Here is a 26,633-nt window from a genome sequence, read left to right on the forward strand (position 1 = left end):
CTTTACTTGACGCCGAGACCGGCGTCGCTGACGGTCGGGTCACCCTCGGCCTTCAGGACCTTGTTCAGGAGGGTGAGGTCGTAGATGCCGTCCAGCTTCGGGTCCTTCAGCAGACCCGCCTTGACCGCGTGCTGCGCCTCCGTGTTCAGGGTGGCGGCCAGCGGGTCGTCGGTGAACTGGATGGACTTCCACGCCGGGTCGAGGACCTTCGCCGGGAGCGCCTTGCCCGAGTCGACCGCCAGCTGCTGGTTCGCCGCCGCCTTCGCCGCGTCCGGGTTGGCCTTGATCCACTTGTTGGTCTCGACGGATGCCTTCAGCACGGCCTCGACGGCCTTCGGGTGCTCCTTGAGGAACTTCTGCGACACGATGATGTTCGTGATCACGAACTTCTTGTCCGGCCACAGCGAGGACTCGTCCAGCAGCACCTTGCCGCCCTCGGCGACCAGCTTGGACGCGGTCGGCTCCGGCACCCAGGCACCGTCGACGGAGCCGGACTTGAAGGCGTCCGGGGTGACCTTGTTGTCGGTGCGCACCACGGAGACATCGCCCTTGCCGCTCTGGGCGTCGACCTTCCAGCCCTGCTCCGCGATCCAGTTGAGGAACGCCACGTCCTGCGTGTTGCCGAGCTGCGGGGTGGCGATCTTCTTGCCCTTGACGTCGGCCAGGGACTTGATCTTCTTGGGGTCGACCACGAGCTTCACACCGCCGGACGCGGAACCGCCGATGATGCGCAGGCTCTTGCCGTCGGACTTGGTGTAGCCGTTGATCGCCGGGGAGGGGCCGATCCAGCCGATGTCGATGGAACCGGAGTTCAGCGCCTCGATCTCGGAGGGGCCGGCGTTGAAGATCTGGTACTTGGCCTGGGTGGCGCCGAGCGCCTTCTGGAAGAAGCCCTTCTGGACACCCACGAGAGCGGTGCCGTGGGTGAGGTTGCCGAAGTAGCCGATCTTGACGGAGTCGAGGCCGTCGATCTTCTGGGCGCCGGCGGCGACCTTCTGGTCCGAGGGGGTGCTGGTCGACTTGGAGCCGTAACCGCAGGCGGCGAGCGTGAGGAGCGGGAGAGCGGCGGCCACGGCTATGCCGCGGCGGAGCAAGGTCGAGCGGATGGCAGGCACGGGAGGTGTTCCTCTCGTTGGCCCGGCGGTCACGGTCTTTCGGGTCGTGGCCGGGAGGTCGGCAAGGGTCTTCGTCGCTTCCGGGGTGGGGGTACCTCCCTGCTCATGGGGGTCCCCCCGCTCGAGCGAAGCCGAGAGTGGGGGAGAAGCCGAGAGCTTGGGGGAGGGTGGGGGGACGGGGCGCGCAGGCAGTGCGCGTACGTCATCGCGCACATCGCGCCACTCCGCCCTGCCCGCTGCCGAGGGCGCCGCTGCCGACACGGCCGCCCTCCTTGGCGAACGTCGAGTAGAAGCACGTGGTGGTCATGATCAGAAGTCCCACCCGTCGTCGTCGGCCCCGTCCTTGACCGGCTCGGGCGCGGCGAACGACTCGCCGACCATGCCCGCGGTCAGCGTGGTGCCGTCGGACGGGTCGATCAGGATGAACGAGCCCGTGCGGCGCGAGTCCGCGTACGAGTCCACCGGCAGCGGCTCGGCGGTACGGATCTTCACCCGGCCGATGTCGTTGGCGACGAGCTGCCCCGGGTGCGGGTGCAGGGACAGGTCGTCGAGCGTGAGCCGGGACGGGATGTCCTTGACAATCGCCTTGACGGTGCGGGTGCCGTGCTTGAGCAGCACCCGGTGGCCGACCGTCAGCGGCTGGTCGGCGACGTGGCAGACGGTCGCCTCGATGTCCTGGGTGGTCGGCGGCGCGTCCTTGCTGGGCACGATCAGGTCGCCGCGCGAGATGTCGATGTCGTCCTCCAGGAGCAGCGTCACCGACTGCGGCGTCCACGCCACGTCGACCGGCTCGCCCAGCAGGTCGATGCCCACGACCTTCGTCGAACGGCCGGACGGCAGTACCGTGACCTGCTCGCCGACCCGGAAGGAACCGGCCGCGATCTGACCGGCGTAGCCCCGGTAGTCGGGGTGCTCGGCGGTCTGCGGGCGGATCACGTACTGCACGGGCAGCCGCGCGTGGCAGTGCGCCAGGTCGTGGCTGACCGGGACGGTCTCCAGGTGCTCAAGGACGGTCGGGCCGCCGTACCAGTCCATGTGGGCGGACGGCTCCACCACGTTGTCGCCCTCGAGTGCCGAGATCGGGATCGCGGTGACCTCCGGGACGCCCAGCTCGGTCGCGTACGCGGTGAACTCCTCGGCGATCTTCGCGAAGACGGACTCCTGGTAGTCGACCAGGTCCATCTTGTTGACGGCGAGGACCACGTGCGGGACGCGCAGCAGTGCGGCGATCGCGGCGTGGCGCCGGGTCTGCTCGACGACGCCGTTGCGGGCGTCGACCAGGATGACCGTCAGCTCGGCGGTGGAGGCGCCGGTGACCATGTTGCGGGTGTACTGCACATGGCCGGGGGTGTCGGCGAGGATGAAGCGGCGCCGGGGCGTGGCGAAGTAGCGGTAGGCCACGTCGATGGTGATGCCCTGCTCGCGCTCGGCGCGCAGACCGTCGGTGAGAAGGGCGAGGTCCGGGCCCTCCTGGCCGCGGCTGGCCGAGGCGCGCTCCACGGCCTCCAGCTGGTCGGCGAGGACCGACTTGGAGTCGTGCAGCAGCCGCCCGACGAGGGTGGACTTGCCGTCGTCGACCGAACCGGCGGTGGCGAACCGCAGGAGGGTGGTGGCGGAGAGTTCCGTGGTCGTGGTCATGCTTAGAAGTACCCCTCGCGCTTGCGGTCCTCCATGGCGGCCTCCGAGAGCTTGTCGTCGGCCCGGGTCGCGCCCCGCTCGGTCAGCCGGGAGGCGGCGATCTCGGTGATGACCTGCTCCAGGGTCACTGCGTCGGAGTCGACGGCTCCGGTGCAGGACATGTCGCCGACGGTGCGGTAGCGCACGAGGCGCTTCTCGACCGTCTCGCCGTCCTTGGGGCCGCCCCACTCACCGGCCGTCAGCCACATGCCGCTCCGCTGGAACACCTCGCGCTCGTGGGCGAAGTAGATCTGGGGCAGCTCGATGCCCTCCCGGGCGATGTACTGCCACACGTCCAGCTCGGTCCAGTTGCTGAGCGGGAAGACGCGCACGTGCTCACCGGGCGCGTGCCGCCCGTTGTAGAGCTGCCACAGCTCGGGGCGCTGACGGCGCGGATCCCACTGCGAGAACTCGTCCCGCAGCGAGAAGACGCGCTCCTTCGCCCGTGCCTTCTCCTCGTCCCGCCGCCCGCCGCCGAAGACGGCGTCGAACCGCTCGGACTGGATCTTCTCCGTCAGCGGCAGCGTCTGCAGCGGGTTGCGGGTGCCGTCCGGGCGCTCCTTGAGCACACCGCGGTCGATGTAGTCCTGCACGGAGGCGACATGCAGCCGCAGGTTGTGCTTCGCCACCGTGCGGTCGCGGTACTCGATGACCTCGGGGAAGTTGTGCCCGGTGTCCACGTGCAGCAGCGCGAACGGCACCGGCGCCGGGGCGAACGCCTTCAGCGCCAGGTGCAGCATGACGATGGAGTCCTTGCCGCCGGAGAACAGGATCACCGGGTTCTCGAACTCGCCCGCCACCTCGCGGAAGATGTGCACCGCCTCGGACTCGAGGGCGTCCAGGTGGGACAGGGCGTACGGGCCGCTGTCCGTGCCCTCCTGGATACCGGCGACGGTCGTCATGCCAGTCCCCTTTCGCTGAGCAGCGCGTACACGGACGCCGCGGACTCCTGCACGGTCTGGTGCTGCGACTCGATCCGCAGATCCGGCGACTCGGGCTCCTCGTAGGGGTCGTCGACGCCCGTCAGGCCCTTCAGCTCGCCGGCGGCCTGCTTGGCGTACAGGCCCTTCACATCGCGCACCGAGCAGACATCGACCGGGGTGGCCACGTGCACCTCGAGGTACGCCGTCCCGTTCTGCTGGTGGCGCTTGCGCACCGCCTCCCGGCTGTCCGCGTACGGCGCGATGACCGGGACGAGGGCCTTGACGCCGTTGCTGGCCAGCAGTTCGGCGACGAAGCCGATGCGCTGCACGTTGGTGTGCCGGTCCTCCCGGCTGAAGCCGAGGCCCGCGGAGAGGAACTCGCGGATCTCGTCGCCGTCGAGCACCTCGACCCGGTGGCCCTCCTCGCGCAGCCGGCCCGCCAGCTCGTGGGCGATGGTGGTCTTGCCCGCGCTCGGCAGACCCGTGAGCCAGACGGTGGCTCCGCTCGTCACGTGTGTCTCCTGAATCTCTGTCATGGTCAGCCGTGCAGCCCGCACTCGGTCTTGGCGCGGCCCGCCCAGCGGCCGGCGCGTGCGTCCTCGCCCTCCAGGACCCGGCGGGTGCAGGGTGCGCAACCGACGGAGGCGTAGCCGTCCATCAGCAGGGGGTTGGTCAGCACGCCGTGCTCGGCGACGTACGCGTCCACGTCGTCCTGCGTCCAGCGGGCGATCGGCGAGATCTTGACCTTCTGCCGCTTCTCGTCCCAGCCGACGACCGGGGTGTTCGCGCGGGTCGGGGACTCGTCGCGGCGCAGCCCGGTCGCCCAGGCGTCGTAGTCCTTGAGGCCCTCTTCCAGCGGCTGGACCTTGCGCAGTTTGCAGCACAGGTCGGGGTCGCGGTCGTGCAGCTTCGGGCCGTACTGGGCGTCCTGCTCGGCGACCGTCTGGCGCGGGGTGAGCGTGATGACGTTGACGTCCATCACCGCCTCGACCGCGTCGCGGGTGCCGATGGTCTCCGGGAAGTGGTAGCCGGTGTCGAGGAACACCACGTCGACGCCGGGCATCGCGCGGGAGGCGAGGTGGGCGACCACCGCGTCCTCCATGGACGAGGTCACGCAGAAGCGCTTGCCGAAGGTGTCGGCCGCCCACTGGAGGATCTCCAGCGCGGAGGCGTCCTCCAGGTCACGGCCGGCCTGCTCGGCGAGCGCCTTGAGTTCGGCGGCCGTCCGTTCCGTCTGAGCCGTGGTCATATCTCGTCCCCTCCGTCGTCGGCTCGTCGAAGCCCCTGGGCGAGAAGGCCCAGGAACTTCAACTGGAAGGCTCGATTGCACGCCGCGCATTCCCACGCGCCGTGGCCCGCTTCGCTCGGACGCAGGTCCTCCTCGCCGCAGTAGGGGCAGTAGAACGGCGCCGCACGCTCGCTCACGACAGCGCCTCCTCAGAGGCGCGTGAAACCCAGGTCGCGAACCGCTCGCCGTCCTCGCGCTCCGCCTGGTAGCGCTTGAGGACCCGCTCGACGTAGTCCGGCAGCTCCTCCGCGGTGACCTTCAGACCGCGGACCTTGCGGCCGAACCCGGCCTCGAGGCCGAGCGCGCCGCCCAGGTGCACCTGGTAGCCCTCGACCTGCTCGCCCTTGTCGTCGAGGACCAGCTGGCCCTTGAGACCGATGTCCGCGACCTGGATACGGGCGCAGGCGTTCGGGCAGCCGTTGAGGTTGATGGTGATCGGCTCGTCGAAGTCCGGCAGGCGCCGCTCCAGTTCGTCGATGAGCGAGGAACCGCGCTGCTTGGTCTCGACGATGGCGAGCTTGCAGAACTCGATGCCGGTGCAGGCCATGGTGCCGCGCCGGAAAGAGGACGGCCTCGCGGTGAGGTCGAGCGCATCCAGGCCGTCGACCAGGGAGTCGACCTGCCCCTCCTCGACATCGAGAATGATCATCTTCTGCTCGACGGTGGTGCGGACCCGGCCCGAGCCGTGCGCCTCCGCGAGGTCGGCGATCTTCGTGAGGGTGGTGCCGTCGACGCGGCCGACGCGCGGGGCGAATCCGACGTAGTAGCGGCCGTCCTTCTGGCGGTGGACGCCGACGTGGTCGCGCCACTGCTGGGCGGGCTGCTCGGGAGCGGGACCGTCGACGAGCTTCCGGTTGAGGTACTCGTCCTCGAGGACCTGGCGGAACTTCTCCGCACCCCAGTCGGCGACGAGGAACTTCAGGCGGGCCCGGGTGCGCAGCCGCCGGTAGCCGTAGTCACGGAAGATCGACAGGACGCCCTCGTAGACGTCCGGGACCTCCTCCAGCGGCACCCACGCGCCCAGCCGCACGCCCAGCTTGGGGTTCGTGGACAGACCGCCGCCGACCCAGACGTCGAAGCCCGGCCCGTGCTCGGGGTGCCGTACGCCCACGAACGCCACGTCGTTGATCTCGTGGACCACGTCCAGCAGCGGCGAACCCGAGATGGCCGTCTTGAACTTGCGGGGGAGGTTCGAATACGCCTTGTTGTTCAGGACGCGGCGCTTCATCTCCTCCAGCGCCGGGGTGGGGTCGATGATCTCGTCCTCGGCGATGCCGGCGACCGGGGAGCCGATCATCACACGGGGCGTGTCACCGCAGGCGGTGACCGTGGACAGACCCACCGCCTCCAGTCGGTTCCAGATCTCGGGCACGTCCTCGACCCGGATCCAGTGGTACTGGACGTTCTGCCGGTCGGTGATGTCGGCGGTGCCGCGCGCGAACTCCTGAGAGATCTCACCGATGACGCGCAGCTGCTGCGTGGTCAGCGCCCCGCCGTCGATGCGTACCCGCATCATGAAGTACTTGTCGTCCAGCTCCTCCGGCTCCAGGATCGCGGTCTTGCCGCCGTCGATCCCGGGCCTGCGCTGGGTGTACAGGCCCCACCACCGCATACGGCCGCGCAGATCGTTGGGGTCGATCGAGTCGAAACCCGCCTTGGAGTAGATCGTCTCAATGCGTGTCCGCACATTGAGACCGTCGTCGTCCTTCTTGAACTGCTCGTTGCCGTTGAGCGGGGTGAAGTGACCTGCGGCCCACTGACCCTCGCCACGGTGACGGCTCACCTTGCGGCGGGGCGTGGCGGGATTCTGGGGGGAGGCGGCCATGGTGGGTACGTCCTTCGGGACAGGCGATCAGGCGGTGTCGGCGCACAGCGCCGTCGATGAGGGTGGCAGGTGGGCGGCTCTGACCTGCGCGCGGGCACACGAGAAGCTGTGCGCGTCCTTGCGCGAGGGCGGAAAACGGAGAAACCCGACTGGCTGGAGGCTGTCAGCTCGCCGGACAGATGGCGCTGGACATGCGGCCGAGATCGACGTGCCGTCGACTCACCAAGGCAATTCCAGTTCCAGACATGACGAAAGCGTGTCATGGCGATCTGGACACAGTCCAGCTTCGTCCATCATGCGGACACCCTTGTCCCGTTATGTGGGACCAGGGTGTCGTCGGTCACATCACCCGGACGCGCTCGCGTCCGCGCAGGTCAGAGGGCGTGCGCCCCTGGCCAGGGGCCCGGGGCGGCAACCTCCGCCTGCTCCTCGACCTTCGTGTCGAACAGCCGGAACCCGCGACGGCGGTAGTTCTCCATCGCGTGCTCCCCGTCCAGGCTGCACGTATGCAGCCACACCCGCTTCGTCGGCGTCCGCCGCGGCCAGCGGTCCGCGAGGTCCCAGGCACGGGCGGTCCCGTACGACAGCAGGTGCCCGCCGATCCGCCGCCCCCGGAAAGCCGGGAGCAGCCCGAAGTAGACGATCTCCACGACTCCGTCGTCCTGCGGCTCCAGCTCGACGTATCCCGCGGGTGTGCCCCGGTCGTAGGCGACCCAGGTCTCCACGCCCGGCCGGTCCAGGTGCTCCTGCCAGCGCGCGTACGTCCAGCCGAGCCGGTCGATCCAGCGGATGTCCCCGCCGACCGACGCGTACAGGAACCGGCTGAACTCCGGCGACGGCACCTCGGCGCGGAGGATCCGGACATCGCCCTCGGGGGCCGCGGCGGGCAGCAGATCGCTCGGGGACGTCTGCTCCAGGGACCACGTGGTCACGGTCATGCTGCTCATGCGGCCAGGGAATCACGACGGCGAGCGGTACGACAAAGGCCCCCGGCGCCCTGCCCGGCCGTTCGGCGCGCTACCTCAGCGTGTCGTCCACCGCGTCCAGTGGCACCGCGTACAGCACCCGCCCGTCGGCCGGCCCCGATCCGTCGTCGCTCGCCGCGCCCTGAGTGAGCGTCCACAGCTCGCCCGTCTCCCGCCAGTACGACAGGGACGCGGTGTGCCGGCCCCAACAGGCGTGGGTCTCGTCGACCGCGCAGGTGGCCGTCTGCGCACCGGAGGTGGTCTGCCGCCACAGCGTGCCGTGCCGCCCGCCGACCGAGGGGGCGCGGTCGACGTACCAGTCGGTCCGTGCCGCCCCGTCGCGCCGGTGCGACAGTACGCCCTGCACCCCGGCCGCCGCCGTCGTGTAGGCCTCCGCCGCCCTGACGTCGCCGTGTGCGTCCGTGGCGAGCAGGCCTGCGCGGCCGGGCGCCGTGCTGAACGAGTACCGCCACACCCGGGCGGTGCGCCCGTTGCCCCCGGGACGCAGCGACTCGCCCGCCACCAGGCTGGCCGGGATGGTGGTGCGGTCGAGGGAGAGCGTGGAGAAGCAGGGCACCCCGTGGTCGTCGGCCGCCGAACAGGGGCCGCCGGCCAGCCGGTAGGAGCCGGCCGTCGGCAGCACGTACTGGTAGCCGTCCGCGGCGTAGCCGCCGTCGACCCGTCCGATCGTGGCGCCGTCGACGTTGGCTCGCAGGATCCGGTGCAGGTCGAACACCAGCAGCGAGTCGCGTGCGGTGACGAACAGTTTGTCCCGGTACCAGACCATGCCGGACAGGCCGGTGCGGACGGCGGTGAAGTCCTGGCCCCCGGCGCGCGGAGCGACCAGCAGGACCCAGCGGTAGGCGAGGCGGTAGGGGTCGTCGGCGTCGACGAAGGCGATCCGGGCCAGACCTCGCTCGGCGGCGGGGCCGCCGGGGCGGTCCTGGTGTGTCCAGCCGGACAGGATGACCCGGTCCGGGCCCCACAGGCCGTCGGCCTCGGCGTCCCCGGAGGTGGTCACGGACCGCGGCGCCCACTGCGGGGTCGTCGCGTCGTCGTGGTCCCAGCAGTACGCGCGCGTGGCGGCCGGCCGCACGGGCAGCGCGGCGGTCTCGGCGGCGTCGCACGCGGACCGGTCACGCATGGTGCGGTCGGCGGAGGACAGGACGCCGTGGACATCGACGGCGCCGCCCATCGCGCGGGTCAGCGTGTCGAGGGTGCGGTGGTCGGTGAGGTCCTCGTGGAGGCGGAGCTTGGCGGTCTCGGCCGCCGCGGTGACACGGGTCAGGCTGCCGGGGTTGTCGCCGCCCGCGGCCTGCGAGGTGCTGATCAGCGTGGCGGCGGCGGTCAGCGCCAGCGCGGTGCCGGCCAGCGTCGCCCGCAGCGCACGCCCCCGGCGCCTGCGGCGGTGCCTGCCACGGTGCTTCATACAACCTCCCGGCGTAGGCCAACTGCTCCTCGTGGTCCGTACGTTGACTTCAGAAGCGGGTGGGGTGGCCTGTAAGGAGGGATGCTACGGCAGACGGATGGAGGACCGGTCGAAGACCCGGGAAAAGCAGGGTTATCCCCACGTTCGGGTGCGCCGAGCTCTCACCACCGCAGGCGCCGTCGAGTGCGGCAGCAGGTCGTTCGGGTCGTCCGGGGTGAGCAGGTCCACCTCCGCCGACTCGCGGAAACGATACGGCCGGTGTTCCAGGAACGCCCCCAGATACCGCCGTACCCGGGACATCTCGGCGCGTACGGTGACCGTGCGGGCCGGGTCGCCGAACAGGTCGGACGCCAGGGCCGCGGCCGTGCGGCCCTCGCGGTGCAGGGCCAGCAGGTACAGCATTTCCGCGTGCCGGGGGCTGAGTTCGTGGGTCCAGGAGCCCGTGTCCCCGAAGACCGTCACCGACCAGCGGCGCGGGTGTGCGACGTCCAGGACGATCCGGGTCACCTGCGCGGGCGCGGGGGCGTCCACGGCGCGGATGAGCCAGCCGCCCGGCAGCGGCTCCACCGTGCAGGGACCCAGCGCCGGCAGCAGACAGCGGCCGGGCCCGAGCGACGCGGGCAGCGCCACCCGGCCGGTGTACGGCATCCCGGTCACCGCCGCCGTCCAGCCGTCCTTGTCCACCGCCACCGCCCGGCCGCCGAGCCGCGCGAGCAGCGGCGCCGCCACCGCGCGCAGCCCCTCCAGCGCGTTCAGATGCATCTCCCGCAGTCTGGCCTCCGCGAGCCGGGCCACCGACTCCACCCACGCGAGCGTCGCCGGATGCATCGTCTCCAGCGGGCCGCTCACGTCCACCACCCCGATCAGCCGGCCGTCGCGCGGGTCGGTGATCGGGGCGCCGGTGCAGGTCCAGGAGGCGTGGGAGCGCACGAAGTGCTCGGAGGCGAAAACCTGTACGGGCCGCCGGGTCACCGCCGGGGTGCCCACGCCGTTGGTGCCGACGACCCCCTCGCCCCAGTCCGCGCCCGGCTCGAAGCCCAGCCCGTCCGCCTTTCGCAGCACCGGCGCGCTGCCCTCGCGCCACAGGATCCGCCCGTCCGCGTCCGCGACGACCATGATGTGGTGCGCGACGTCCGCCACCGACAGCAGGCCTTCGCGCAGCACCGGCAGCACCTGCCGCAGCGGGGAGTCCTGGCGGCGGCGCTCGATCTCGTCACGGCCCAGCGGGTCGGCACGGACGTCGTGGTCGGGGTCGACCCCGCGGCGCAGCATCCGCCCCCAGGACGCCTCGATCACCGGACGCGGCGGGACAGGAGCGCGCTGCCCCGCGAGCGTCGCGCTGCGCACCTCGCTGAGCAGGCGTGCCGCCTGCCCGACGTCCAGGGCGGCGAGCCGCGTGACCTCTCTGGCCGAATACGCCACTGGAAACCTCCCCCAAGGCTGTCCGTCCCCGTCGACGGATTCCGGCCGGAGGCGTCCCCCGGCCGGTGTCGACGATGGTCCTCATACTGCCGTCTACGGTCGGCGGAGGGGCGAAGTCCGGCCAGAGCGGGCGCGGCTTGCAACCCTTTGCAACCCTGGCGGAGGGCCAAGCTGTGGTTGAAACTTGTGCAACGCCGCTCAGACGGCGTCCGCGCTCCTTGAACGGGGCCGGCAGGCGGGGGTGGTGCCGAGTCGGCGCAGCACCACCCCCGCCGCCATCGATCCCTATGGTCCTGTGGCCGGAGTACCTCAGGCGACCGGCCGCGCCCGCTCCACCACCGTGGCCAGATCCAGGGTGTGCGGCAGGGTGCCGAACGCCGCGCCCCAGTCGCCGCCCAGGCGCGAGGCACAGAAGGCGTCCGCGACCTCCGGGGGCGCGTACCGCACGAGAAGCGCCCCCTGAAGCACCAGCGCGATCCGCTCCACCAGACGGCGCGCCCGGGCCTCGATGCCCTCCAGGTCGGCGAGTTCGGTGAGCAGGTTCTTGATCGCGCCGTCCAGACGGTGGTCCGCGCCGCGCGCCCGGCCCACCTCCTGGAGGAAGGCGTCCAGGGCGTGCGGCTCACGCTGGAGCGCGCGCAGCACGTCGAGCGCCTGCACATTGCCCGCGCCCTCCCAGATGGAGTTCAGCGGCGACTCGCGCAGCAGCCGGGGCATGCCGGACTCCTCGACGTAGCCGTTGCCGCCGAGGCATTCGGCGGCCTCCGTCACCACCGGCGTGCACCGCTTGGTCACCCAGTACTTGGCGGCCGGCACCGCGAGCCTGAGGAACGCCCGCTCCCGCTCGCTCCCCTCGTCGTACGCCGCCGCCAGCCGCAGCCCCAGCGCCGTCGCCGCCTCCGACTCCAGGGCCAGATCCGCGAGCACGTTGCGCATCAGCGGCTTGTCCAGGAGCCGCCCGCCGAACGCCTCCCGGTAGGTGCAGTGGTGGATCGCCTGCACCACCGCCTGCCGCATCAGAGACGCCGAGCCGAGGACGCAGTCGAGCCGGGTCGCCGCCACCATCTCGATGATGGTGCGCACCCCGCGCCCCTCCTCGCCGACCCGGCGCGCCCAGGTGCCGTCGAACTCCACCTCGCTGGAGGCGTTGGAGCGGTTGCCGAGCTTGTCCTTCAGCCGCTGGATCATGAACACGTTCCGCGTGCCGTCCTCGAGCACCCGCGGCACCAGGAAGCAGGTCAGCCCGCCCGGGGCCTGACCCAGTACCAGGAACCCGTCCGACATGGGCGCCGAGCAGAACCACTTGTGGCCCGTCAGCTCGTACGTCCCGTCCTCGGCGAGCGGCCGGGCAGCGGTCGTGTTGGCACGTACGTCGCTGCCGCCCTGCTTCTCCGTCATGCCCATCCCGAAGATCACGCCGGCCTTCTCGGCGGCCGGGCGCAGCCCCCGGTCGTAGACCAGGGAGGTCAGCCGGGGCTCCCACTCGGCGGAGAGGACGGGATCCGTGCGCAGCGCGGGCACGGCGGCGTGGGTCATCGACAGCGGGCAGCCGTGGCCCGCCTCCACCTGGCTCCAGATCACGAACGACGCCGCCCGGCGCACATGCCCGCCCGGCCGCGACCAGGCCGCGGTCAGTCCCGCGGCGACGCCCTTGCCGAGGAGGCGGTGCCAGGAGGGGTGGAACTCCACCTCGTCGATGCGGTTGCCGTAGCGGTCGTGGGTCCGCAGCTTGGGTGGGTTCTCGTTGGCCTGCGCCCCCCACTCCTGCACCTGCGCGGAGCCCGCGCTGAGCCCGAGCCCCGACAGCTCGGCGCGCACCTCGTCCAGGAGCGCGGGGTCGAGATGCCGCTCGACGGCCTCCACGAGGGCGCGGTCAGCGGCGAAGACGTCATATCCGACCAGCGGCGGAGCCTGATTGGTCACGGTGTGCGTGCTGGCTGCCATGCAGCGAACCTACCCCTCGGTACGCGATCGGTCACCCGTATCGCCGACGGGATGCGCCACACCGGACCCCGCAGCACTGCGGGGTGAGTGGGGGCCCGGGCGGCGGATACCGTTAAGGCGTGCAGTCAGCAGCAAGTGATACCTCCGAGCGGCCCTCCGGCCGGCTCCACCGGGCGCGTGCCCTCTACCGGAACGTCTCCAAGCGCAGGACCGCCTGGCTGCTGCTGAAGGACATCGTCAACTCGTGCATGGAGTACCGCGTCCTGGGGCTGGCCGCCGAGGCGGCCTTCTTCACCCTGCTCTCCGTACCGCCGCTGCTGTTGTGCCTGGTCGGACTGCTCGGCTACGTCGACCACTGGACCGGGACCGACACCATCCAGAGCCTGCAGAACAACATCCTGGACGCGTCCCGCACGGTGCTGTCCGACCGGGGTGTCAAGGAGATCGCCCAGCCGATCCTGCACGACGTGCTCAAGGCCGGCCGGCCCGACGTCGTCTCCATCGGCTTCGTCTTCGCCCTGTGGTCCGGCTCCCGTGCGGTGAACGTCTTCATCGACACGATCACGGTGATGTACGGGCTCGACGGCACCCGGGGCATCGTGAAGACCCGGCTGCTGGCGTTCGTGCTGTTCATCGTGGCGCTGCTGATCGGCTCGGTGGCGCTGCCGCTGATGGTGGCGGGTCCGGACGCGGTGGTGAACATCGTGCCGTGGTCCACGACCGTGGTGCAGGTCCTGTACTGGCCGGTGGTCATCGTCCTGTCGATCGTGTTCCTGACCACGCTCTACCACGTGTCCGTCCCCGTGCGGTCACCGTGGGTGGAGGACGTGCCCGGCGCTCTGGTGGCCCTCGCGATGTGGGTGCTGGGCAGCTTCCTGCTGCGCATCTACCTGACGCACACGGTCGAGGGCCCCACGATCTACGGGTCGCTGGCCGCCCCCGTGGCCGTCCTGCTGTGGATCGGCGTGTCCGCCTTCGCCGTCCTGGTGGGTGCCGCCGTCAACGCCGCGATCGACCGCGTGTGGCCCGCCGCGGCGACGGCGGCGGCCCGCGAGGCGAACGAGCGGCTGCGTGAGGAGCAGGCCGCCGAGTACGTGGCCCGCGCCGCCGCGGCCCGCGTGGCCGACCCCGACGACCCGGACATGCCGTCGGAGTTCCCCGAACGGTGGTCCCGCTTCCTGCCCCCGGAGGACGTCACCTCCCGCCTGCGCACGCAGGTGCGCAGCGGCCAGATCCACCCGCAGAAGAAGGAGGGACCTGCGGACTGAGCGCGGGCATAGCCTGACGGGCGTGGCTGTCGACCGAGGATCGGCGACCGCCGGGTACGCCGAGCGGGCGTCCCGGCTCACGGGCGCCGTCGTGTGGACCAACCTGCCCTCCACCAGCGGACGGCCGGTGCTGCCCGACGGCTGCATGGACCTGCTGTGGACCGAGGGCCGGCTCCTGGTCGCCGGCCCCGACACGCGTGCGTACCGCCCGCAGGGCCCGCCCGCCCGCTGGGCCGGCGTCCGTTTTTACCCCGGCACCGCACCCGCCTACCTGGGCGTCCCCGCCCAGGAACTGCGCGACCGGCGCGTCGAACTGGCCGACCTGTGGCCCGCGGCCGAGGTGCGCCGGGTCGGCGGCCGCGTGGACGCCGCCGCCGACCCGGCGACGGCGCTGGAGGAGATCGCCCTGGAGCGTGCCGCCCGCGTCCCGGCTCCCGACCCGCTGCTGGGCGCGCTGGTCGCGGCGCTCGACTCGGGCCGCCCGGTCGCCGCCACCGCCGACCGACTGGGCCTCAGCGCCCGGCAGCTGCACCGCCGCTCGCTCGCCGCGTTCGGCTACGGCCCGAAGACCCTGGCCCGCGTGCTGCGACTGCAGCGCGCCCTCGCGCTGGCCCGCTCGGGGGTGCCCTTCGCCGAGACCGCGGCCCGCGCGGGCTTCGCCGACCAGGCGCATCTGGCCCGGGACGTGCGGGAGCTGGCGGGAATGCCGCTCACGGACCTACTCGCGCGGGGATAGGTCCGCGAACAGGTCCACCCCGTTGCCGTCGGGGTCGTGCACGACCGCGTACCGCATCCCCCACACCGCGTCCCACGGCTTGAGCTCGCCGTGGTGACCCGCGCCCACCAGGTCCTCGTAGAGGCCGTCCACCTCGGCGGGGGAGCCGCACCGGAAGGCGAGCGAGACGCGTCCGCCGCCGGCGGGCGGCCGCCACCCGGGGTGGAAGGACCGCACGGTCTCCTCGGGATCCAGCGCGAACCGCAGCCCACCGGGCAGTTCCGCCTCGACGTGCGGCAGCTCCTCGGCGCCCTCCGGGAAGACGAGTCCGAGGCGACGGTAGAAGGCGAGGGAGGCGGCCAGGTCGGAGACCACCAGGCCGATCACATCGAATCGTGGAGTCATGCGGCCACGCTAGGCGGGCGATCGGGGGCGGGTCTTGAAGGAATCGGACAGGGACCCGGAGGCCGAAAGTTTCGGTGCTCGCCTGCCGTTGGGACGGCCCCGCAGCACGCCTAGGCTCGGTGCCATGCCGTTCCGCGTCCTCGTGTGCTCCCGCACCACCGCCTACCGCCACGACTCCATCCCTGACGCCGTCGCCTCCGTACGCGACCTCGGGGCCGCGCACGGTTTCGAGGTCGACGCCACGGAGGACCCGGGGGTCTTCGAGACTCCCCTCGGCGCGTACGGCGCGGTCGTCTTCCTCTCCACCAGCGGTGAGGTGCTGACCCCGGCCGGACGGGAACAGTTGACGGCGTACCTGCGGGACGGCGGCGGTTTCGTCGGCGTGCACGCGGCCGCCTGCACCGAGTACGACTGGCCGTACTACGGTGAACTGCTGGGCGCCTGGTTCGACCGGCACCCCGCGTACCAGCCGGGCAAGGCCGTCGTCGAGGACCGCGGTCATCCGGCGACGCGGCACCTGCCCGCCGTCTGGGAGTTCACGGACGAGTGGTACGACTTCCGTACCAATCCGCGTGATGCGGTCAGGGTGCTGGTCTCCGCCGACGAGTCGTCGTACGAGGGCGGCGGGATGGGCGCCGACCATCCGCTCGCCTGGTGCCGTGAGCAGGGCGCGGCCCGGGTCTTCTACACGGCGCTCGGACACGCCTCCGAGGCGTACGAGGACCCCGACTTCCGCGCCCACCTCCTGGGCGGCATCCGCTGGGCGGCCGGGTGGGAGGCGTAGGCCGCCGGGCGTGCCCGCGCGCACTCGCGCCCAGTGTCAGTGCCCCGCCCTAAGGTGGCGCCGAGTCGAGAGGTCCGACGCCGGGAGGGGCTGCTGTGGGCGCGAGCGAGTGGGAGTACGTCACTCCCTACGAGGGCACGGTCGAGAAGTCGTTGGAGGCCCTGCAAGCGCGGGTCTTCCAGGAGGACTACGGCGACGCAGGCACATACCGGAGCCTTGAGGAGCTGTGGGACGACGAGGAGTTCATGAGTGAGGGAACCCACTCCATCCTCGACATCGACCGTGTCGTCCACACCACGGCCGCCCCGTCGTCGTACAACATCCGGGACTACGGAACGCTGCGCCCGCTGGCGCCCGATCGCGTCGTGCATCACTTCGGCACCGATCGCCCGACGCCGGGCCGCTTCGAGGAACTGCTCGCCCAGGCACGTACGACCCGCAGGTTCGGGCCCGACGCCGTGGAGACACTGTTCGACGAATGCCGCATGCGCTGGACCGGCGTGTACATCGTCCTGTACACGGGCGACGAGCCGACCCACCTGGGCATATTCGGGTACTCGGGCGACTGACCGTACCGGCGGAGGAGCGTGGAGGGCGACGTGCCGTCGCCGGTCAGCGGGGCGGTGGCGCCGTGCTGGCCCGTTCCACCAGGCGTGTCGACAGTTCGGTGCGGGTGCCCTCCGGTCGTGCGCCGGCCATCATGCGCACCAGCAGCCGGAGTGCCGTCGCGGCCATCTCCCCGAGCGGCTGCCGAACGGTCGTCAGCGGGGGTGTCGCCCACCGCGCCTCCGGCAGATCGTCGAAGCCGACGACGCTGACGTCGTCCGGCACCCGAAGCCCCCGCTCCGCGAGCGCCGCGCACACCCCGAGCGCCATCCGGTCCGAGCAGGCGAAGACGGCCGTCGGCGGCTCGGGCAGGTCCAGCAGTTGCAGCGTGCGCCGGCGGGCGGTCGCCTCGTCGAAGTTGCCGTGGCGCACGTACTCGGGCCGGTACGCGATGCCCGCCGCGGACAGCGCCGAGCGGTACCCGGCGACCCGTGCGCCGCTGCACAGCTTGCGCCGGCAGCCGCCGATGACCGCGATCCGCTCGTGGCCGAGGTTCAGCAGGTGCTCGGTGGCGGCCACCCCGCCCTGCCAGTCGGCGGCGCCCACCGACACCGCACCCGGGGGCGGCTCCAGCACCGGGTCGATGAGGACGTAGGGAACGCGGTGCTGGTCAAGCCAGGCGTACTGGGAGGGGGTCAGTTCGGCGAGGTTGAACAGGACGCCGGCGGAGCCGCGCGCCGACAGCTTGTCGAGCCAGCCGCGCTCCGGGCGCCCGTCCCGGGTGCGGTTCAGGCCCGTGGAGACCACCACCTCGAGGCCCGCGTCGTGTGCGGCCTCCGTCACGCCGTGCAGGATCGCCCCCGACCAGGAGCTCTCCAGCGAGTGCACCACCAGGTCGATGAGAGCGGGCGGCTTGTCGGCCTCGAAGCGGGGTCTTCGAACGTAACCGAGCCGGTCGAGCGCCTCGGTGACACGGCGGCGGGTCTCGGGTGCCACGTCCTCGCGGCCGTTGACCACCTTGGACGCCGTCGGCACCGAGACACCGGCCTCGCGTGCGACGACCGCGAGGGTCGGTCCGGCCGCGCCTGCGGTACGCACCATGGGCCCGCCTCTCCGGCCCCGTCCCGAGGGCCCTGGAACTCCGTTGACGGCAACCACTCATGGCAAGCGCTTTCTACATTAAGGCCGTGGTGAGTTGCTGTGGAAGACACCGGATGCGCGGCGTCGCGAACGGGGGAAGTCATGTGATGTGGGCAGCCCCTGCGGTGAGGAGAGGCCGGATGGACCCTGTGGACGACGTGACCCCGAACCCGGCGCACCCTTCGGACCCCGTGGTCCGCACCCCCTACGGGGCCGTGCGCGGCCGGTACGAGCACGGGGTCGCCGTCTTCCGCGGCATCCCGTACGCCGCCCCGCCCTTCGGCCCCCGCCGCTTCCGCCCGCCGGTGCCGCCCGAGCCGTGGGACGGGGTGCGCGACGCGGGCGCGTTCGGGCCGACGCCGCCGAAACCGCCGTACTCGGAGGCCTTCGCCCGCTATCTGTCCGACCCGGTGGTCGCCGGGGACGACTGCCTGAACCTCAACGTGTGGACGCCCGGCCCGGTTGCCGGGGCCCGGCTGCCGGTGATGGTGTGGATCCACGGCGGCGCCCTGACCCGGGGCTCGTCGGCCGTGCCGGTGTACGACGGCAGCGCCTTCGCCCGTGACGGCGTGGTCCTGGTCACCTTCAACTACCGCCTGGGAGTGGAGGGTTACGGCCTCTTCCCGGACGCTCCGCCCAACCCCGGGCTGCGCGACCAGCTCGCCGCGCTGGAGTGGGTGCACGAGTCCGTCGCGGAGTTCGGCGGCGACCCCGACCGGGTGACCGTGTTCGGCGAGTCCGCGGGCGCGATCAGCATCGGCGCGCTGCTGGCGAGTCCACGCGCCCGGGGGCTGTTCGGTCGGGCGGTGCTGCAGAGCGGGCCGCCGGAGGCCACGGAACGGGAGAAGGTACGGCGCCTGGTGCGGCGCATGGCGGCGAGGCTGAAGGTGCCGGCGACGGCGGCGGCGTTCGCCGCGGTGGACCGCACGGTGCTGGCCGAGGCGCAGGCGGAGGTGGGCCGCCGGTCGAGCCCGATCCTCGGCGGCCCCGCCTTCGGGATCGTCGTGGACGGCGACCTGGTACCGCGCGACCCGCTGGAGGCGCTGCTGGAGGACGCTGCCCGCGACGTACCCCTGCTGATGGGCTGGACCAGCGAGGAGTACCGCCTCTGGCTGGCCCCCACCGGTCTGACCGAACGCATCGACCGCCTGGGCCCGGTCGCCGTGGCCGGCGCGATGGCCCGCTGCCACTGCGGCCCCGAGGTTCCGCGCGGCTACCGCACCGCCCACCCCGACGCGCCCGTCTCCGACGTCGTGGGCCAGATGGTGACGGACCACCTGCTCCGCCACCCCCTGCACCGCCTGGCCGACTCCCGGGCCGACCACGCGCCCACGTACGTCTACGAGTTCGCCTGGCGCTCCAACCGTCCCGGCCTGGGCGCCTGCCACGCCCTGGAGCTGGGCTTCGTCTTCGACAGCGCGGAGGTCCCGGAGTCGGCGAAACTGGCGGGGCCGAACGCCCCGCGCGCACTGGCCCGCGAGATGCACGGGGCATGGGTGCGTTTCGCGACGGACGGCGACCCTGGCTGGCCGGCGTGGGACGCCAGGCACCCGGTGCGGATCTTCGGCGGGGACGGGGAGCCGGTCGCGTACGGCCCCCGCGACACGGAGATGACGCTGTGGGAGGCGGCCCGCACCCGCCCGGAGCCGACCCCCGCACAGGGAAACGGGGCGGTACGGCGGGGCGCGGTGCCGCAATCGGTGGTACGGCGACTGCGGCGTCCGGGCGGGGCGGGGCGGCAGTGACGTGCGCCGCGCACCGGTGTCAGGCGCCCGCCCCCAACGCTGTCGCGATCCCCCCGATGGCCTCCGGCCCCACCCGGCAGCAGCCCCCGATCAGCCGCGCCCCCGCGTCTCGCCACCCCGCGACCTCCGACGCGGTGAACGTCGAGCGGCCGTCCCATGCTCGGGCCTCGGCGTCCCAGGACTCGCCGCTGTTGGGGTAGACCACCACCGGCTTGCCGGTGACCCGTGCCGCCGTCGCGATCGCGCCGTCCACATCCTCGGGCGCGCAGCAGTTCACGCCCACCGCGATCACCTCATCCGCCTCGGCGGCCAGGGCGAAAGCCTCCTCAAGGGGCTGGCCCGCGCGCGTGCGGTCGCCGGAGACGCTGTACGACAGCCAGGCGGGAACGCCCAGGCCGCGCACCGCCCGCAGGAGTGCGGTGGCCTCGTCCGTGTCCGGGATCGTCTCCAGCGCCAGGACGTCGGGACCGGCCGCCGCCAGCACCTCGAGGCGCGGTCGGTGGAAGGCCTCCAGTTCGGCGACCGCGAGGCCGTAGCGGCCCCGGTACTCGGAGCCGTCCGCGAGCATCGCCCCGTACGGGCCGACGGACGCCGCCACCCACAGTGGACGTGTGACGCCCTTCTCCCGTGCCTGCGCTGCCGCTTCACGGGCCAGTTCGACGCTGAGGGAGAGGAGTGCGGCCGCTCGGTCGCGGTCGATGCCGCGCTTCGCGAAGCCCTCGAACGTCGCCTGGTAGCTGGACGTGATCGCCACGTCGGCGCCCGCCTCGTAGTACGCCAGGTGCGCCTCCGTGATCGCCTGCGGCCGCTCCGCGAGCAGCCGCGCCGACCACAGCTCGTCGCTCAGGTCGTGGCCGGCCGACTCGAGCTGGTTCGACATGCCGCCGTCCAGGACGAGGGTCTTGGCGGCCAGCGCCCCGGCGAGGGTGCGAGTGGTGTTGCTGGTCATGACATGACGCTAGTCCACGGGCGGGCGGACACCCGGCGCCGTCCGGTACGTGGGCATCCCGGACGCCCGTCGCGCACCCGTCAGGCCACGCGGATGCCCACGATGCAGGTGTCGTCGTCCGTGTCCGACTTGCTGTAGGTGAGCAGGCGGTCCAGCTGCTGGTCCAGCGTCGGAGACGCGGTGCGCGCGGCCGTCAGCAGCTGCGCCAGCGACTCCTCCACGGAACGGTCACGGCGTTCGATCAGGCCGTCCGTGTACATCAGCAGGGTGTCGTCGACGGCCAGCTGGACCTCGTGCTCCTCGTACGTCGCCTCGGGCACGGCGCCCAGCAGCAGCCCCTTGACCAGGGGCAGCGGCGCCGCCTCGGCGCCCCGCACCAGGACCGGCGGCAAATGGCCGGCCCTGGCCCACCGCAGGGTGTGGCGGGTCGGGTCGTACAGGCCGCAGACCGCCGTGGCGGTGACCGCGCCGGTCAGATGGTGGGCCACCATGTTGAGCCAGGACAGCAACTGGCCGGGGCCGGCGCCGGTCACGGCGAGCCCCCGCAGCGCGTTGCGCAGCACGACCATGCTGGTGGCCGCCTCTATGCCGTGTCCGGCCACGTCGCCCACGCACAGCAGCACCAGCTCGGACGGCAGCAGGACCGCGTCGTACCAGTCGCCGCCGACCAGCTGTTCCGTCTCCGCGGGCCGGTAGCGTACGGCCACCTGCAGGCCGGGAGCCTCCAGCGGGGCCTGTGCCGGGGGCATGATCGCGTGCTGGAGCTGGAGGGTGAGCCGGTTGCGTTCGCTCGCCTGCTGCTCGGTGTGGGCGAGCTGGTCACGGGTGGCGGCGAGCGCGACCTCCGTCCAGTGGTGGGCGGAGATGTCCTGGTAGGCGCCGCGGACGACGAACAACCGGCCGTCGGAGTCGAGCACCGGCTCGGCCGCCACCCGGATGTGGCGCGTCACCCCGTCGGGGCGCTGCAGACGGAAGGCCGTGGACGCGGGACGCCGGTGGTGGAGCAGGGTGCGCAGGAACCTGCCGATGGCGACGGCGTCGTCGGGATGGGCGTGCGCGGGCAGGTTCTCCAGCGGAACCGGGGCGCTCGAGGTGGGTCTGCCGTAGAGGCTGTACAGCTGCCCGTTCCAGGTGATCTCGCCGGTGAGCAGGTTCTCCTCGAAGCCGCCGATCCGGCCGAGGCGCTGGGCGTGCTGGAGCAGGCTCGCCAGGCGCGCCGTCTCGTCCTCGACGCGCCAGATGAGCAGGACGCTGCCGGCGTGCCGGCTGATGTGGATGTCGGCGACCGCAGCCAGCGGGACGTCGTCCACCAGGGCGGTGAGCCTCATCCGGTGGGCGCGGAACGGCTCCCCGGTGGCGTACACGCGCTCGATCCGGTCGAACAGTTCGCTCTCGCCGGCGGCCAGCGGGTACGCCTCCAGCAGGAGGGCACCGTTGACGACGCCGCGCGGCCGGCCGGCCGGGTCGAGGAAGCGGCTGTTCACATGCTGGATGCGGAAGTCGACGAGCTCCCCGCCGTCGTCCAGGTGCGGCACGAGCACCAGGGCGGGGTCGTGGAGCCCGTCGGCCAGGTCCATCAGCTCGGCGACGTGCGGCAGGACCCCGGGCCTCGGGACGCCGTCGGGGTACTGCACGGCGTAGGTCTCCAGCGTGTGGGCGCACAGCTCGGCCAGGGCCTCGACCTGACGGACGATCCGCGGTGGCTGCGGTCCCAGCGGCGAGGGCCAGACGATCTCCAGCACTCCGTGGATCCGCCCGCCGGTACCGGCCGGAACGGCGACCCTGCCGCCGTCCGGGTGGAGGTGCTGACCGATGGAGGGCAGGCCGGTCTCGGACAGGGAGCCGATCCAGTGCCCCGCGCGCTCGGCCAGACCGCGGCGAGCGACGGTCGCCACGCCCGGGGGCACATACCGCCAGCGTCCCGCCTCCGCCGATGAGAACCCGGCACTGCCCGCGAGGCTGAGGGAACCGTCGGAGCCCACGGCCCAGATGGCCACGGCAACGGCGCCGAGCGGGGTCAGGGCGTGCTCCAGCAGGGAGTCGGCGACGGCCTGGGTGTCGTGGGCGGCCAGCGCAGCGCTCTCGGCGGCGCGCAGCCGCACGACGGAAGAGAGGTGCGCAGGCGGGCCGCCCTCCTCGTCGGAGGCCGCCGAGTCCGCGGAGCCGGTCGTCATCGCCAGGAAGGCGGTGGCCACCTCGGAGAGCCGGTCACGCGAGGCCTGGTTGATGACCTCGACGGCGAACTCGAGCGGGGTCGCACCTGCCTGTTTGGCCAGCTCGGCGAGTTGCCTGGCGGCCTGCGCCGGCCCGCATCCCAGCCGCTCGACCAGGATGCCCTTGGCCAGTTCGATCAGGGCACGCCCGTCCGCCTCGGCCTGCGCCGCGCGGACCTCGCGACGCAGCCGTTCCACGGTCGCGGCGAGTCTGCCGACAGGGGACGTCTGCCCGCGCCCGTCCTCGTCGGCGGCCTCGGCCGGGTGACCGCCGACCGGATCGGGGCCGGCCGGCGGCTCGGCCACGGGCCCGGTACCCGCTGTCGTCGGACCGAGCGGCTCGGCGGTTGCGGCCATATGGCCGAGCGGATCGGGGCCGGCCGGCGGCTCGGCCACGGGCCCGGTACCCGCCGCCGTCGGACCGGACGGCTCGGCGGTTGCGGCCGTCCGGCCGAGCGGCTCGGCGGCCGGGCTCCCGTCCCGCGGCTCGGTGGCGGCCGGGCTCCCGCCCGGGGGCTCGGTGGTGGCCTGTTCACCGGCCGGAGCGCGTACACCCTCCGGCTCGGGCGGTTGCTGGAGATTGCTCACGGTTGGCCTGTTCCTCGGCTGGGACGGCGCCGGTCGGCGCCCGGTCGGTTGGTGCGCACGGTGGGTGCGTCCCTTCCTCAGGCGGGCAGCCAGCGTCGGACGCGGGCGATGAGGTCGTTGGTGTCGACGGGTTTGGTCACGTAGTCGTTCGCGCCGGATGCGAGGCTCTTCTCCTGGTCGCCCGGCATCGCCTTCGCCGTGACGGCGATGATCGGCAGGTCCGCGTACTGCGGCATGGTGCGGATCTCGGCGGTGGCGGCGTACCCGTCCATCTCCGGCATCATCACGTCCATCAGGACCAGCGCGATGTCCGGGTGGGCGAGCAGCATCTCGATGCCCTTGCGGCCGTTGTCCGCGTGCAGGACCTGGAAGCCGTGGAGTTCGAGGATGCCGCTGAGCGCGAAGAGGTTGCGCGCGTCGTCGTCGACCACGAGCACCTTGCGGCCGAGGAAGGTGTCGTCCACGGGCTGCGCGGCCGCGTACTGCGGTTCCTCGGCGCGGACCAGCGACAGTACGTCTCCGGGTTCCTCGGCGGACAGGTGCAGTGTGATGCGTTCGCGCAGTTCGTCCAGGCTGGACAGGAAGTCCAGCGGCCGGCCCCCCGCACGGGACCGCAGGGACTGCTCCTGGGCCAGGTCCACGCGGTGCCCCGTGTGGACGAGCACCGGCACACTGGCCAGCGCGGAGTCGCCCTGCATGGCGTCGAGGAAGCGCGCGCCCTCGTCGTCCGGCATGCCGAGTTCGAGGACGACACAGTGGCAGGGTTCCGCGGCCAGCGCGCTCGCCGCCTCCTGCGCCCCCGCGGCGGTGATGATGTCGATCGCCCCGCGCGGATCGCCGCCGTCCTGCGCGATGTCCGCGACCGCGCTCTCCGCGACGAGGGTGAGCAGACCGCGTGGACGCTCCTCGACGACCAGCAGGCGGCGTCTGCGCTGCCCGAGCGTCTGCTTCGGGCCGGCGGCCGCGAGCGGCGCCGGCACCGCCTCGGAGGGAACCGTCTCCTGCGGCTGTTCCGCCGGCCGGCCGCCGCCGGCCGCCAGTTCCTCGAAGTCGGCGCGTGCGACGGGCAGGTAGAGCGTGAACGTGCTGCCCAGGCCGGGAGTGCTGTCGACCGTGACGGCACCGCCGAGCAGATGGGCGATCTCCCGGGTGATGGACAGGCCGAGGCCGGTGCCGCCGTACTTGCGGCTCGTCGTCCCGTCCGCCTGCTGGAACGCCCCGAAGATCGTCTCCAGTTGCTGCTCGGGGATGCCGATGCCGGTGTCCTTCACCCGGAAGGCCACGACGGGGCCGCCGCGGTGGACGCCCGCGGGCACCTCCCGGTCGGCGGCGGGTTCGATGCGCAGCTCGACGCTTCCCTGCTCGGTGAACTTGACCGCGTTCGACAGCAGGTTGCGCAGGATCTGACGCAGCCGGGAGTCGTCGGTGAGCAGGTCGGCGGGTGCGCCCGGCGCGGTGGTCACCGTGAAGTCCAGGCTCTTCTGCGTCGTCATCGGCCGGAACGTCGCCTCGACGTACTCCAGCAGCTTCCGCAGCGGGACGCGTTCGGGAGCGACGTCCATCTTGCCGGCCTCGACCTTCGACAGATCGAGGATGTCGTTGATCAGCTGGAGCAGGTCCGAGCCCGCCGAGTGGATGATGCCCGCGTACTCGACCTGCTTGGGCGTGAGGTTGCGCGAGGGGTTCTGTGCCAGAAGCTGGGCGAGGATCAGCAGGCTGTTCAGCGGGGTGCGCAGCTCATGGCTCATGTTGGCCAGGAACTCCGACTTGTACTTCGAGGCCAGCGCCAGCTCCTGGGCGCGGGTCTCCAGTTCCTGCCGTGCCTGCTCGATCTGGAGGTTCTTGGCCTCGATGTCGCGGTTCTGCGAGGCCAGCAGCGAGGCCTTCTCCTCCAGCTCGGCGTTGGAGCGCTGCAGTTCCTCCTGCTGGACCTGCAACTCCTCCGAGCGGGCCTGCAGTTCGGCGGTCAGCCGCTGGGACTCCTCGAGGAGCTCGTCGGTGCGGGCGTTGGCCACGATGGTGTTGAGGTTGACGCCGATGGTCGGCATCAGCTGTGCCAGGAAGTCCTGGTGGATCTGGGTGAACCGGGTGACGGAGGCCAGCTCGATGACGCCGAGGACCTGGTCCTCGACCACGATGGGAAGCACGACCAGGGCCCTCGGCACCGTCTGCCCGAGCCCCGAGGAGATGGTCACATAGCCCGGCGGCAGCTCCTCGACGCCGATGGCGCGGCGGCCCCGCGCAGCCTGTCCGACCAGCGAGCGGCCGAAGGGGATGCGAGCGGGGCGCTCCTCGTCGTCGGGATAGCCGTACGAGCCCACCAGCCGCAGTTCGGGGCCGCGCTCGGTGTCCTCCGCGAGGTAGAAGGCGCCGTACTGGGCCTCGACCAGCGGTGTCAGCTCGTCCATGATCAGCTCGGCGACGACGGGCAGATCGCGGTGGCCCTGCATCAGGCCGGAGATCCGGGCCAGGTTGGTCTTGAGCCAGTCCTGCTCCTGGTTGGCCCGCGTGGTCTCGCGCAGGGACTCGACCATGGAGTTGATGTTGTCCTTGAGTTCGGCGACCTCGCCCGACGCCTCCACGGTGATGGAGCGGGTCAGGTCTCCCTCGGCGACGGCGCTCGCGACCTCGGCGATCGCGCGGACCTGCCGGGTCAGGTTCCCGGCCAGTTCGTTGACGTTCTCCGTCAGCCGCTTCCAGGTGCCCTCGACGCCCTCCACCTCGGCCTGGCCGCCGAGCCGGCCCTCGCTGCCGACCTCGCGGGCGACACGGGTGACCTCCGCGGCGAACGACGACAGCTGGTCGACCATCGTGTTGATGGTGGTCTTGAGCTCCAGGATCTCGCCGCGGGCGTCGACGTCGATCTTCTTCGACAGGTCGCCGCCCGCCACCGCCGTCGTCACCAGGGCGATGTTGCGCACCTGGCCGGTCAGGTTGTTGGCCATCGAGTTGACGTTGTCCGTGAGGTCCTTCCACGTGCCCGCCACGTTCGGCACGTTGGCCTGACCCCCGAGACGTCCCTCGGTGCCGACCTCGCGGGCGACACGGGTGACCTCGTCGGCGAACGCCGACAGGGTGTCGACCATCGTGTTGATGACGTCCGCCAGGGCCGCGACCTCGCCCTTGGCCTCGACCGTGATCTTCTGCGACAGGTCGCCGCGTGCCACGGCCGTGGCGACCTGGGCGATCGAGCGGACCTGGCCGGTCAGGTTGGACGCCATCACATTGACGTTGTCCGTCAGGTCCTTCCAGGTCCCCGACACACCCCGGACGATGGCCTGGCCGCCCAGGTTGCCCTCGGTGCCGACCTCGCGGGCGACACGGGTGACCTCGTCGGCGAAGGCGGAGAGCTGGTCGACCATCGTGTTGATGGTGTTCTTCAGTTCGAGGATCTCGCCGCGGGCGTCGACGGTGATCTTCTGGGAGAGGTCGCCCTGGGCGACCGCGGTGGCCACCTGGGCGACGTTGCGGACCTGAGAGGTGAGGTTGCCCGCCATGAAGTTGACGGAGTCGGTGAGGTCGCGCCAGGTGCCCTTGACGCCCTTGACGTCCGCCTGGCCGCCGAGGCGTCCCTCGGTGCCCACTTCGCGGGCGACGCGGGTGACCTCGTCGGCGAAGGCGGAGAGCTGGTCGACCATCGTGTTGATGGTGTTCTTCAGTTCGAGGATCTCGCCGCGGGCGTCGACGGTGAT

The 26,633-nt window shown here is 72.0% G+C and carries 22 protein-coding genes; 5 read left to right on the forward strand and 17 right to left on the reverse strand.

Annotated elements, in window-relative coordinates:
- Window positions 1-2: 2 nt before the first annotated feature.
- From ACFYZE_RS13625 to ACFYZE_RS13680, 12 genes are all read right to left on the reverse strand, one after another.
- A complete protein-coding gene (locus tag ACFYZE_RS13625; RefSeq protein WP_388992159.1) occupies window positions 3-1,115 on the reverse strand; it encodes an ABC transporter substrate-binding protein in 1,113 nt (370 codons plus the stop codon).
- Between the two features lie 309 nt (window positions 1,116-1,424).
- Window positions 1,425-2,753, reverse strand: a complete 1,329-nt coding sequence (locus ACFYZE_RS13630) for a sulfate adenylyltransferase subunit 1 (RefSeq protein ID WP_388992162.1) — start codon at window positions 2,751-2,753, stop codon at window positions 1,425-1,427.
- A gap of 2 nt (window positions 2,754-2,755) precedes the next feature.
- Window positions 2,756-3,694 (reverse strand): sulfate adenylyltransferase subunit CysD, encoded by a 939-nt coding sequence (gene cysD, locus ACFYZE_RS13635; RefSeq protein WP_388992164.1) that lies wholly within the window; start codon window positions 3,692-3,694, stop codon window positions 2,756-2,758.
- Entirely contained in the window at window positions 3,691-4,227 is a 537-nt protein-coding gene (cysC, locus tag ACFYZE_RS13640; RefSeq protein WP_236041273.1) for an adenylyl-sulfate kinase, read from the reverse strand. The genes cysD and cysC overlap by 4 nt, the downstream gene beginning before the upstream one ends.
- Window positions 4,228-4,253: 26 nt before the next feature.
- Window positions 4,254-4,964, reverse strand: coding sequence for a phosphoadenylyl-sulfate reductase (locus tag ACFYZE_RS13645; protein ID WP_388992166.1), 711 nt, complete (start codon window positions 4,962-4,964; stop codon window positions 4,254-4,256).
- Entirely contained in the window at window positions 4,961-5,140 is a 180-nt protein-coding gene (locus ACFYZE_RS13650) for a hypothetical protein (protein ID WP_388992168.1), read from the reverse strand. Before ACFYZE_RS13650 ends, ACFYZE_RS13645 begins: the two co-directional genes overlap by 4 nt.
- Window positions 5,137-6,828, reverse strand: a complete 1,692-nt coding sequence (locus ACFYZE_RS13655; protein ID WP_388992171.1) for a nitrite/sulfite reductase — start codon at window positions 6,826-6,828, stop codon at window positions 5,137-5,139. The genes ACFYZE_RS13650 and ACFYZE_RS13655 overlap by 4 nt, the downstream gene beginning before the upstream one ends.
- Window positions 6,829-6,991: 163 nt before the next feature.
- Window positions 6,992-7,075, reverse strand: a complete 84-nt coding sequence (locus tag ACFYZE_RS13660) for a putative leader peptide (RefSeq protein ID WP_309486338.1) — start codon at window positions 7,073-7,075, stop codon at window positions 6,992-6,994.
- A gap of 127 nt (window positions 7,076-7,202) precedes the next feature.
- A complete protein-coding gene (locus tag ACFYZE_RS13665; protein ID WP_388992174.1) occupies window positions 7,203-7,775 on the reverse strand; it encodes a GNAT family N-acetyltransferase in 573 nt (190 codons plus the stop codon).
- Window positions 7,776-7,845: 70 nt separating this feature from the next.
- Window positions 7,846-9,222, reverse strand: a complete 1,377-nt coding sequence (locus tag ACFYZE_RS13670; RefSeq protein WP_388992177.1) for a hypothetical protein — start codon at window positions 9,220-9,222, stop codon at window positions 7,846-7,848.
- Between the two features lie 132 nt (window positions 9,223-9,354).
- Window positions 9,355-10,644 (reverse strand): GAF domain-containing protein, encoded by a 1,290-nt coding sequence (locus tag ACFYZE_RS13675; protein ID WP_388992180.1) that lies wholly within the window; start codon window positions 10,642-10,644, stop codon window positions 9,355-9,357.
- Between the two features lie 309 nt (window positions 10,645-10,953).
- Window positions 10,954-12,588, reverse strand: a complete 1,635-nt coding sequence (locus tag ACFYZE_RS13680) for an acyl-CoA dehydrogenase family protein (RefSeq protein ID WP_388992183.1) — start codon at window positions 12,586-12,588, stop codon at window positions 10,954-10,956.
- Between the two features lie 119 nt (window positions 12,589-12,707).
- On the opposite strand from ACFYZE_RS13680, the gene ACFYZE_RS13685 reads away from it, so the two are divergent.
- Both ACFYZE_RS13685 and ACFYZE_RS13690 read left to right on the forward strand, forming a co-directional pair.
- Entirely contained in the window at window positions 12,708-13,856 is a 1,149-nt protein-coding gene (locus tag ACFYZE_RS13685; protein ID WP_388992186.1) for a YihY/virulence factor BrkB family protein, read from the forward strand.
- Window positions 13,857-13,869: 13 nt separating this feature from the next.
- Window positions 13,870-14,592 carry a helix-turn-helix domain-containing protein gene (locus tag ACFYZE_RS13690; RefSeq protein WP_388992433.1) on the forward strand — a complete coding sequence of 241 codons (723 nt, stop codon included), beginning with the start codon at window positions 13,870-13,872 and terminating at the stop codon, window positions 14,590-14,592.
- On the opposite strand, the gene ACFYZE_RS13695 is transcribed toward ACFYZE_RS13690, so the two are convergent.
- A complete protein-coding gene (locus ACFYZE_RS13695) occupies window positions 14,575-14,976 on the reverse strand; it encodes a VOC family protein (RefSeq protein WP_388992189.1) in 402 nt (133 codons plus the stop codon). The two genes, ACFYZE_RS13690 and ACFYZE_RS13695, sit on opposite strands and share 18 nt — an antisense overlap.
- A gap of 124 nt (window positions 14,977-15,100) precedes the next feature.
- Here ACFYZE_RS13695 and ACFYZE_RS13700 point away from each other — a divergent pair, with 124 nt between their 5' ends.
- Together ACFYZE_RS13700 and ACFYZE_RS13705 are read left to right on the forward strand one after the other, a co-directional pair.
- Window positions 15,101-15,760, forward strand: a complete 660-nt coding sequence (locus ACFYZE_RS13700) for a ThuA domain-containing protein (RefSeq protein WP_388992193.1) — start codon at window positions 15,101-15,103, stop codon at window positions 15,758-15,760.
- 95 nt (window positions 15,761-15,855) lie between these two features.
- A complete protein-coding gene (locus ACFYZE_RS13705; protein WP_388992195.1) occupies window positions 15,856-16,329 on the forward strand; it encodes a hypothetical protein in 474 nt (157 codons plus the stop codon).
- A gap of 43 nt (window positions 16,330-16,372) precedes the next feature.
- Here ACFYZE_RS13705 and ACFYZE_RS13710 read toward each other — a convergent pair whose 3' ends face one another.
- Entirely contained in the window at window positions 16,373-17,407 is a 1,035-nt protein-coding gene (locus ACFYZE_RS13710) for a LacI family DNA-binding transcriptional regulator (RefSeq protein WP_388992198.1), read from the reverse strand.
- 179 nt (window positions 17,408-17,586) lie between these two features.
- On the opposite strand from ACFYZE_RS13710, the gene ACFYZE_RS13715 reads away from it, so the two are divergent.
- Entirely contained in the window at window positions 17,587-19,191 is a 1,605-nt protein-coding gene (locus tag ACFYZE_RS13715; protein WP_388992201.1) for a carboxylesterase/lipase family protein, read from the forward strand.
- 19 nt (window positions 19,192-19,210) lie between these two features.
- Here the strand turns inward: ACFYZE_RS13715 and mmuM are convergent, their stop codons facing one another.
- The 3 genes from mmuM to ACFYZE_RS13730 form a co-directional block, all read right to left on the reverse strand.
- Window positions 19,211-20,140 carry a homocysteine S-methyltransferase gene (gene mmuM / locus ACFYZE_RS13720; RefSeq protein ID WP_388992204.1) on the reverse strand — a complete coding sequence of 310 codons (930 nt, stop codon included), beginning with the start codon at window positions 20,138-20,140 and terminating at the stop codon, window positions 19,211-19,213.
- A gap of 80 nt (window positions 20,141-20,220) precedes the next feature.
- Window positions 20,221-22,710 carry a SpoIIE family protein phosphatase gene (locus ACFYZE_RS13725; protein WP_388992436.1) on the reverse strand — a complete coding sequence of 830 codons (2,490 nt, stop codon included), beginning with the start codon at window positions 22,708-22,710 and terminating at the stop codon, window positions 20,221-20,223.
- 308 nt (window positions 22,711-23,018) lie between these two features.
- Window positions 23,019-26,633 (reverse strand): HAMP domain-containing protein (locus tag ACFYZE_RS13730; RefSeq protein WP_388992207.1); only part of this gene is annotated, 3,615 nt, incomplete at its 5' end.

Source organism: Streptomyces sp. NPDC001796, from assembly GCF_042892355.1.
In the GTDB taxonomy this organism is placed as follows: Bacteria; Actinomycetota; Actinomycetes; order Streptomycetales; family Streptomycetaceae; genus Streptomyces.

Excerpts from the sequence above, each read along its gene's own strand:
- ACFYZE_RS13630 (WP_388992162.1), bottom strand. The coding sequence starts at position 2,753 with ATGACCACGACCACGGAACTCTCCGCCACCACCCTCCTGCGGTTCGCC.
- cysD (WP_388992164.1), bottom strand. The coding sequence starts at position 3,694 with ATGACGACCGTCGCCGGTATCCAGGAGGGCACGGACAGCGGCCCGTAC.
- ACFYZE_RS13645 (WP_388992166.1), bottom strand. The coding sequence starts at position 4,964 with ATGACCACGGCTCAGACGGAACGGACGGCCGCCGAACTCAAGGCGCTC.
- ACFYZE_RS13655 (WP_388992171.1), bottom strand. The coding sequence starts at position 6,828 with ATGGCCGCCTCCCCCCAGAATCCCGCCACGCCCCGCCGCAAGGTGAGC.
- ACFYZE_RS13660 (WP_309486338.1), bottom strand. The coding sequence starts at position 7,075 with ATGTCTGGAACTGGAATTGCCTTGGTGAGTCGACGGCACGTCGATCTC.
- ACFYZE_RS13665 (WP_388992174.1), bottom strand. The coding sequence starts at position 7,775 with ATGAGCAGCATGACCGTGACCACGTGGTCCCTGGAGCAGACGTCCCCG.
- ACFYZE_RS13670 (WP_388992177.1), bottom strand. The coding sequence starts at position 9,222 with ATGAAGCACCGTGGCAGGCACCGCCGCAGGCGCCGGGGGCGTGCGCTG.
- ACFYZE_RS13680 (WP_388992183.1), bottom strand. The coding sequence starts at position 12,588 with ATGGCAGCCAGCACGCACACCGTGACCAATCAGGCTCCGCCGCTGGTC.
- ACFYZE_RS13695 (WP_388992189.1), bottom strand. The coding sequence starts at position 14,976 with ATGACTCCACGATTCGATGTGATCGGCCTGGTGGTCTCCGACCTGGCC.
- ACFYZE_RS13700 (WP_388992193.1), top strand. The coding sequence starts at position 15,101 with ATGCCGTTCCGCGTCCTCGTGTGCTCCCGCACCACCGCCTACCGCCAC.
- ACFYZE_RS13710 (WP_388992198.1), bottom strand. The coding sequence starts at position 17,407 with ATGGTGCGTACCGCAGGCGCGGCCGGACCGACCCTCGCGGTCGTCGCA.
- ACFYZE_RS13715 (WP_388992201.1), top strand. The coding sequence starts at position 17,587 with ATGGACCCTGTGGACGACGTGACCCCGAACCCGGCGCACCCTTCGGAC.
- mmuM (WP_388992204.1), bottom strand. The coding sequence starts at position 20,140 with ATGACCAGCAACACCACTCGCACCCTCGCCGGGGCGCTGGCCGCCAAG.
- ACFYZE_RS13725 (WP_388992436.1), bottom strand. The coding sequence starts at position 22,710 with ATGGCCGCAACCGCCGAGCCGCTCGGTCCGACGACAGCGGGTACCGGG.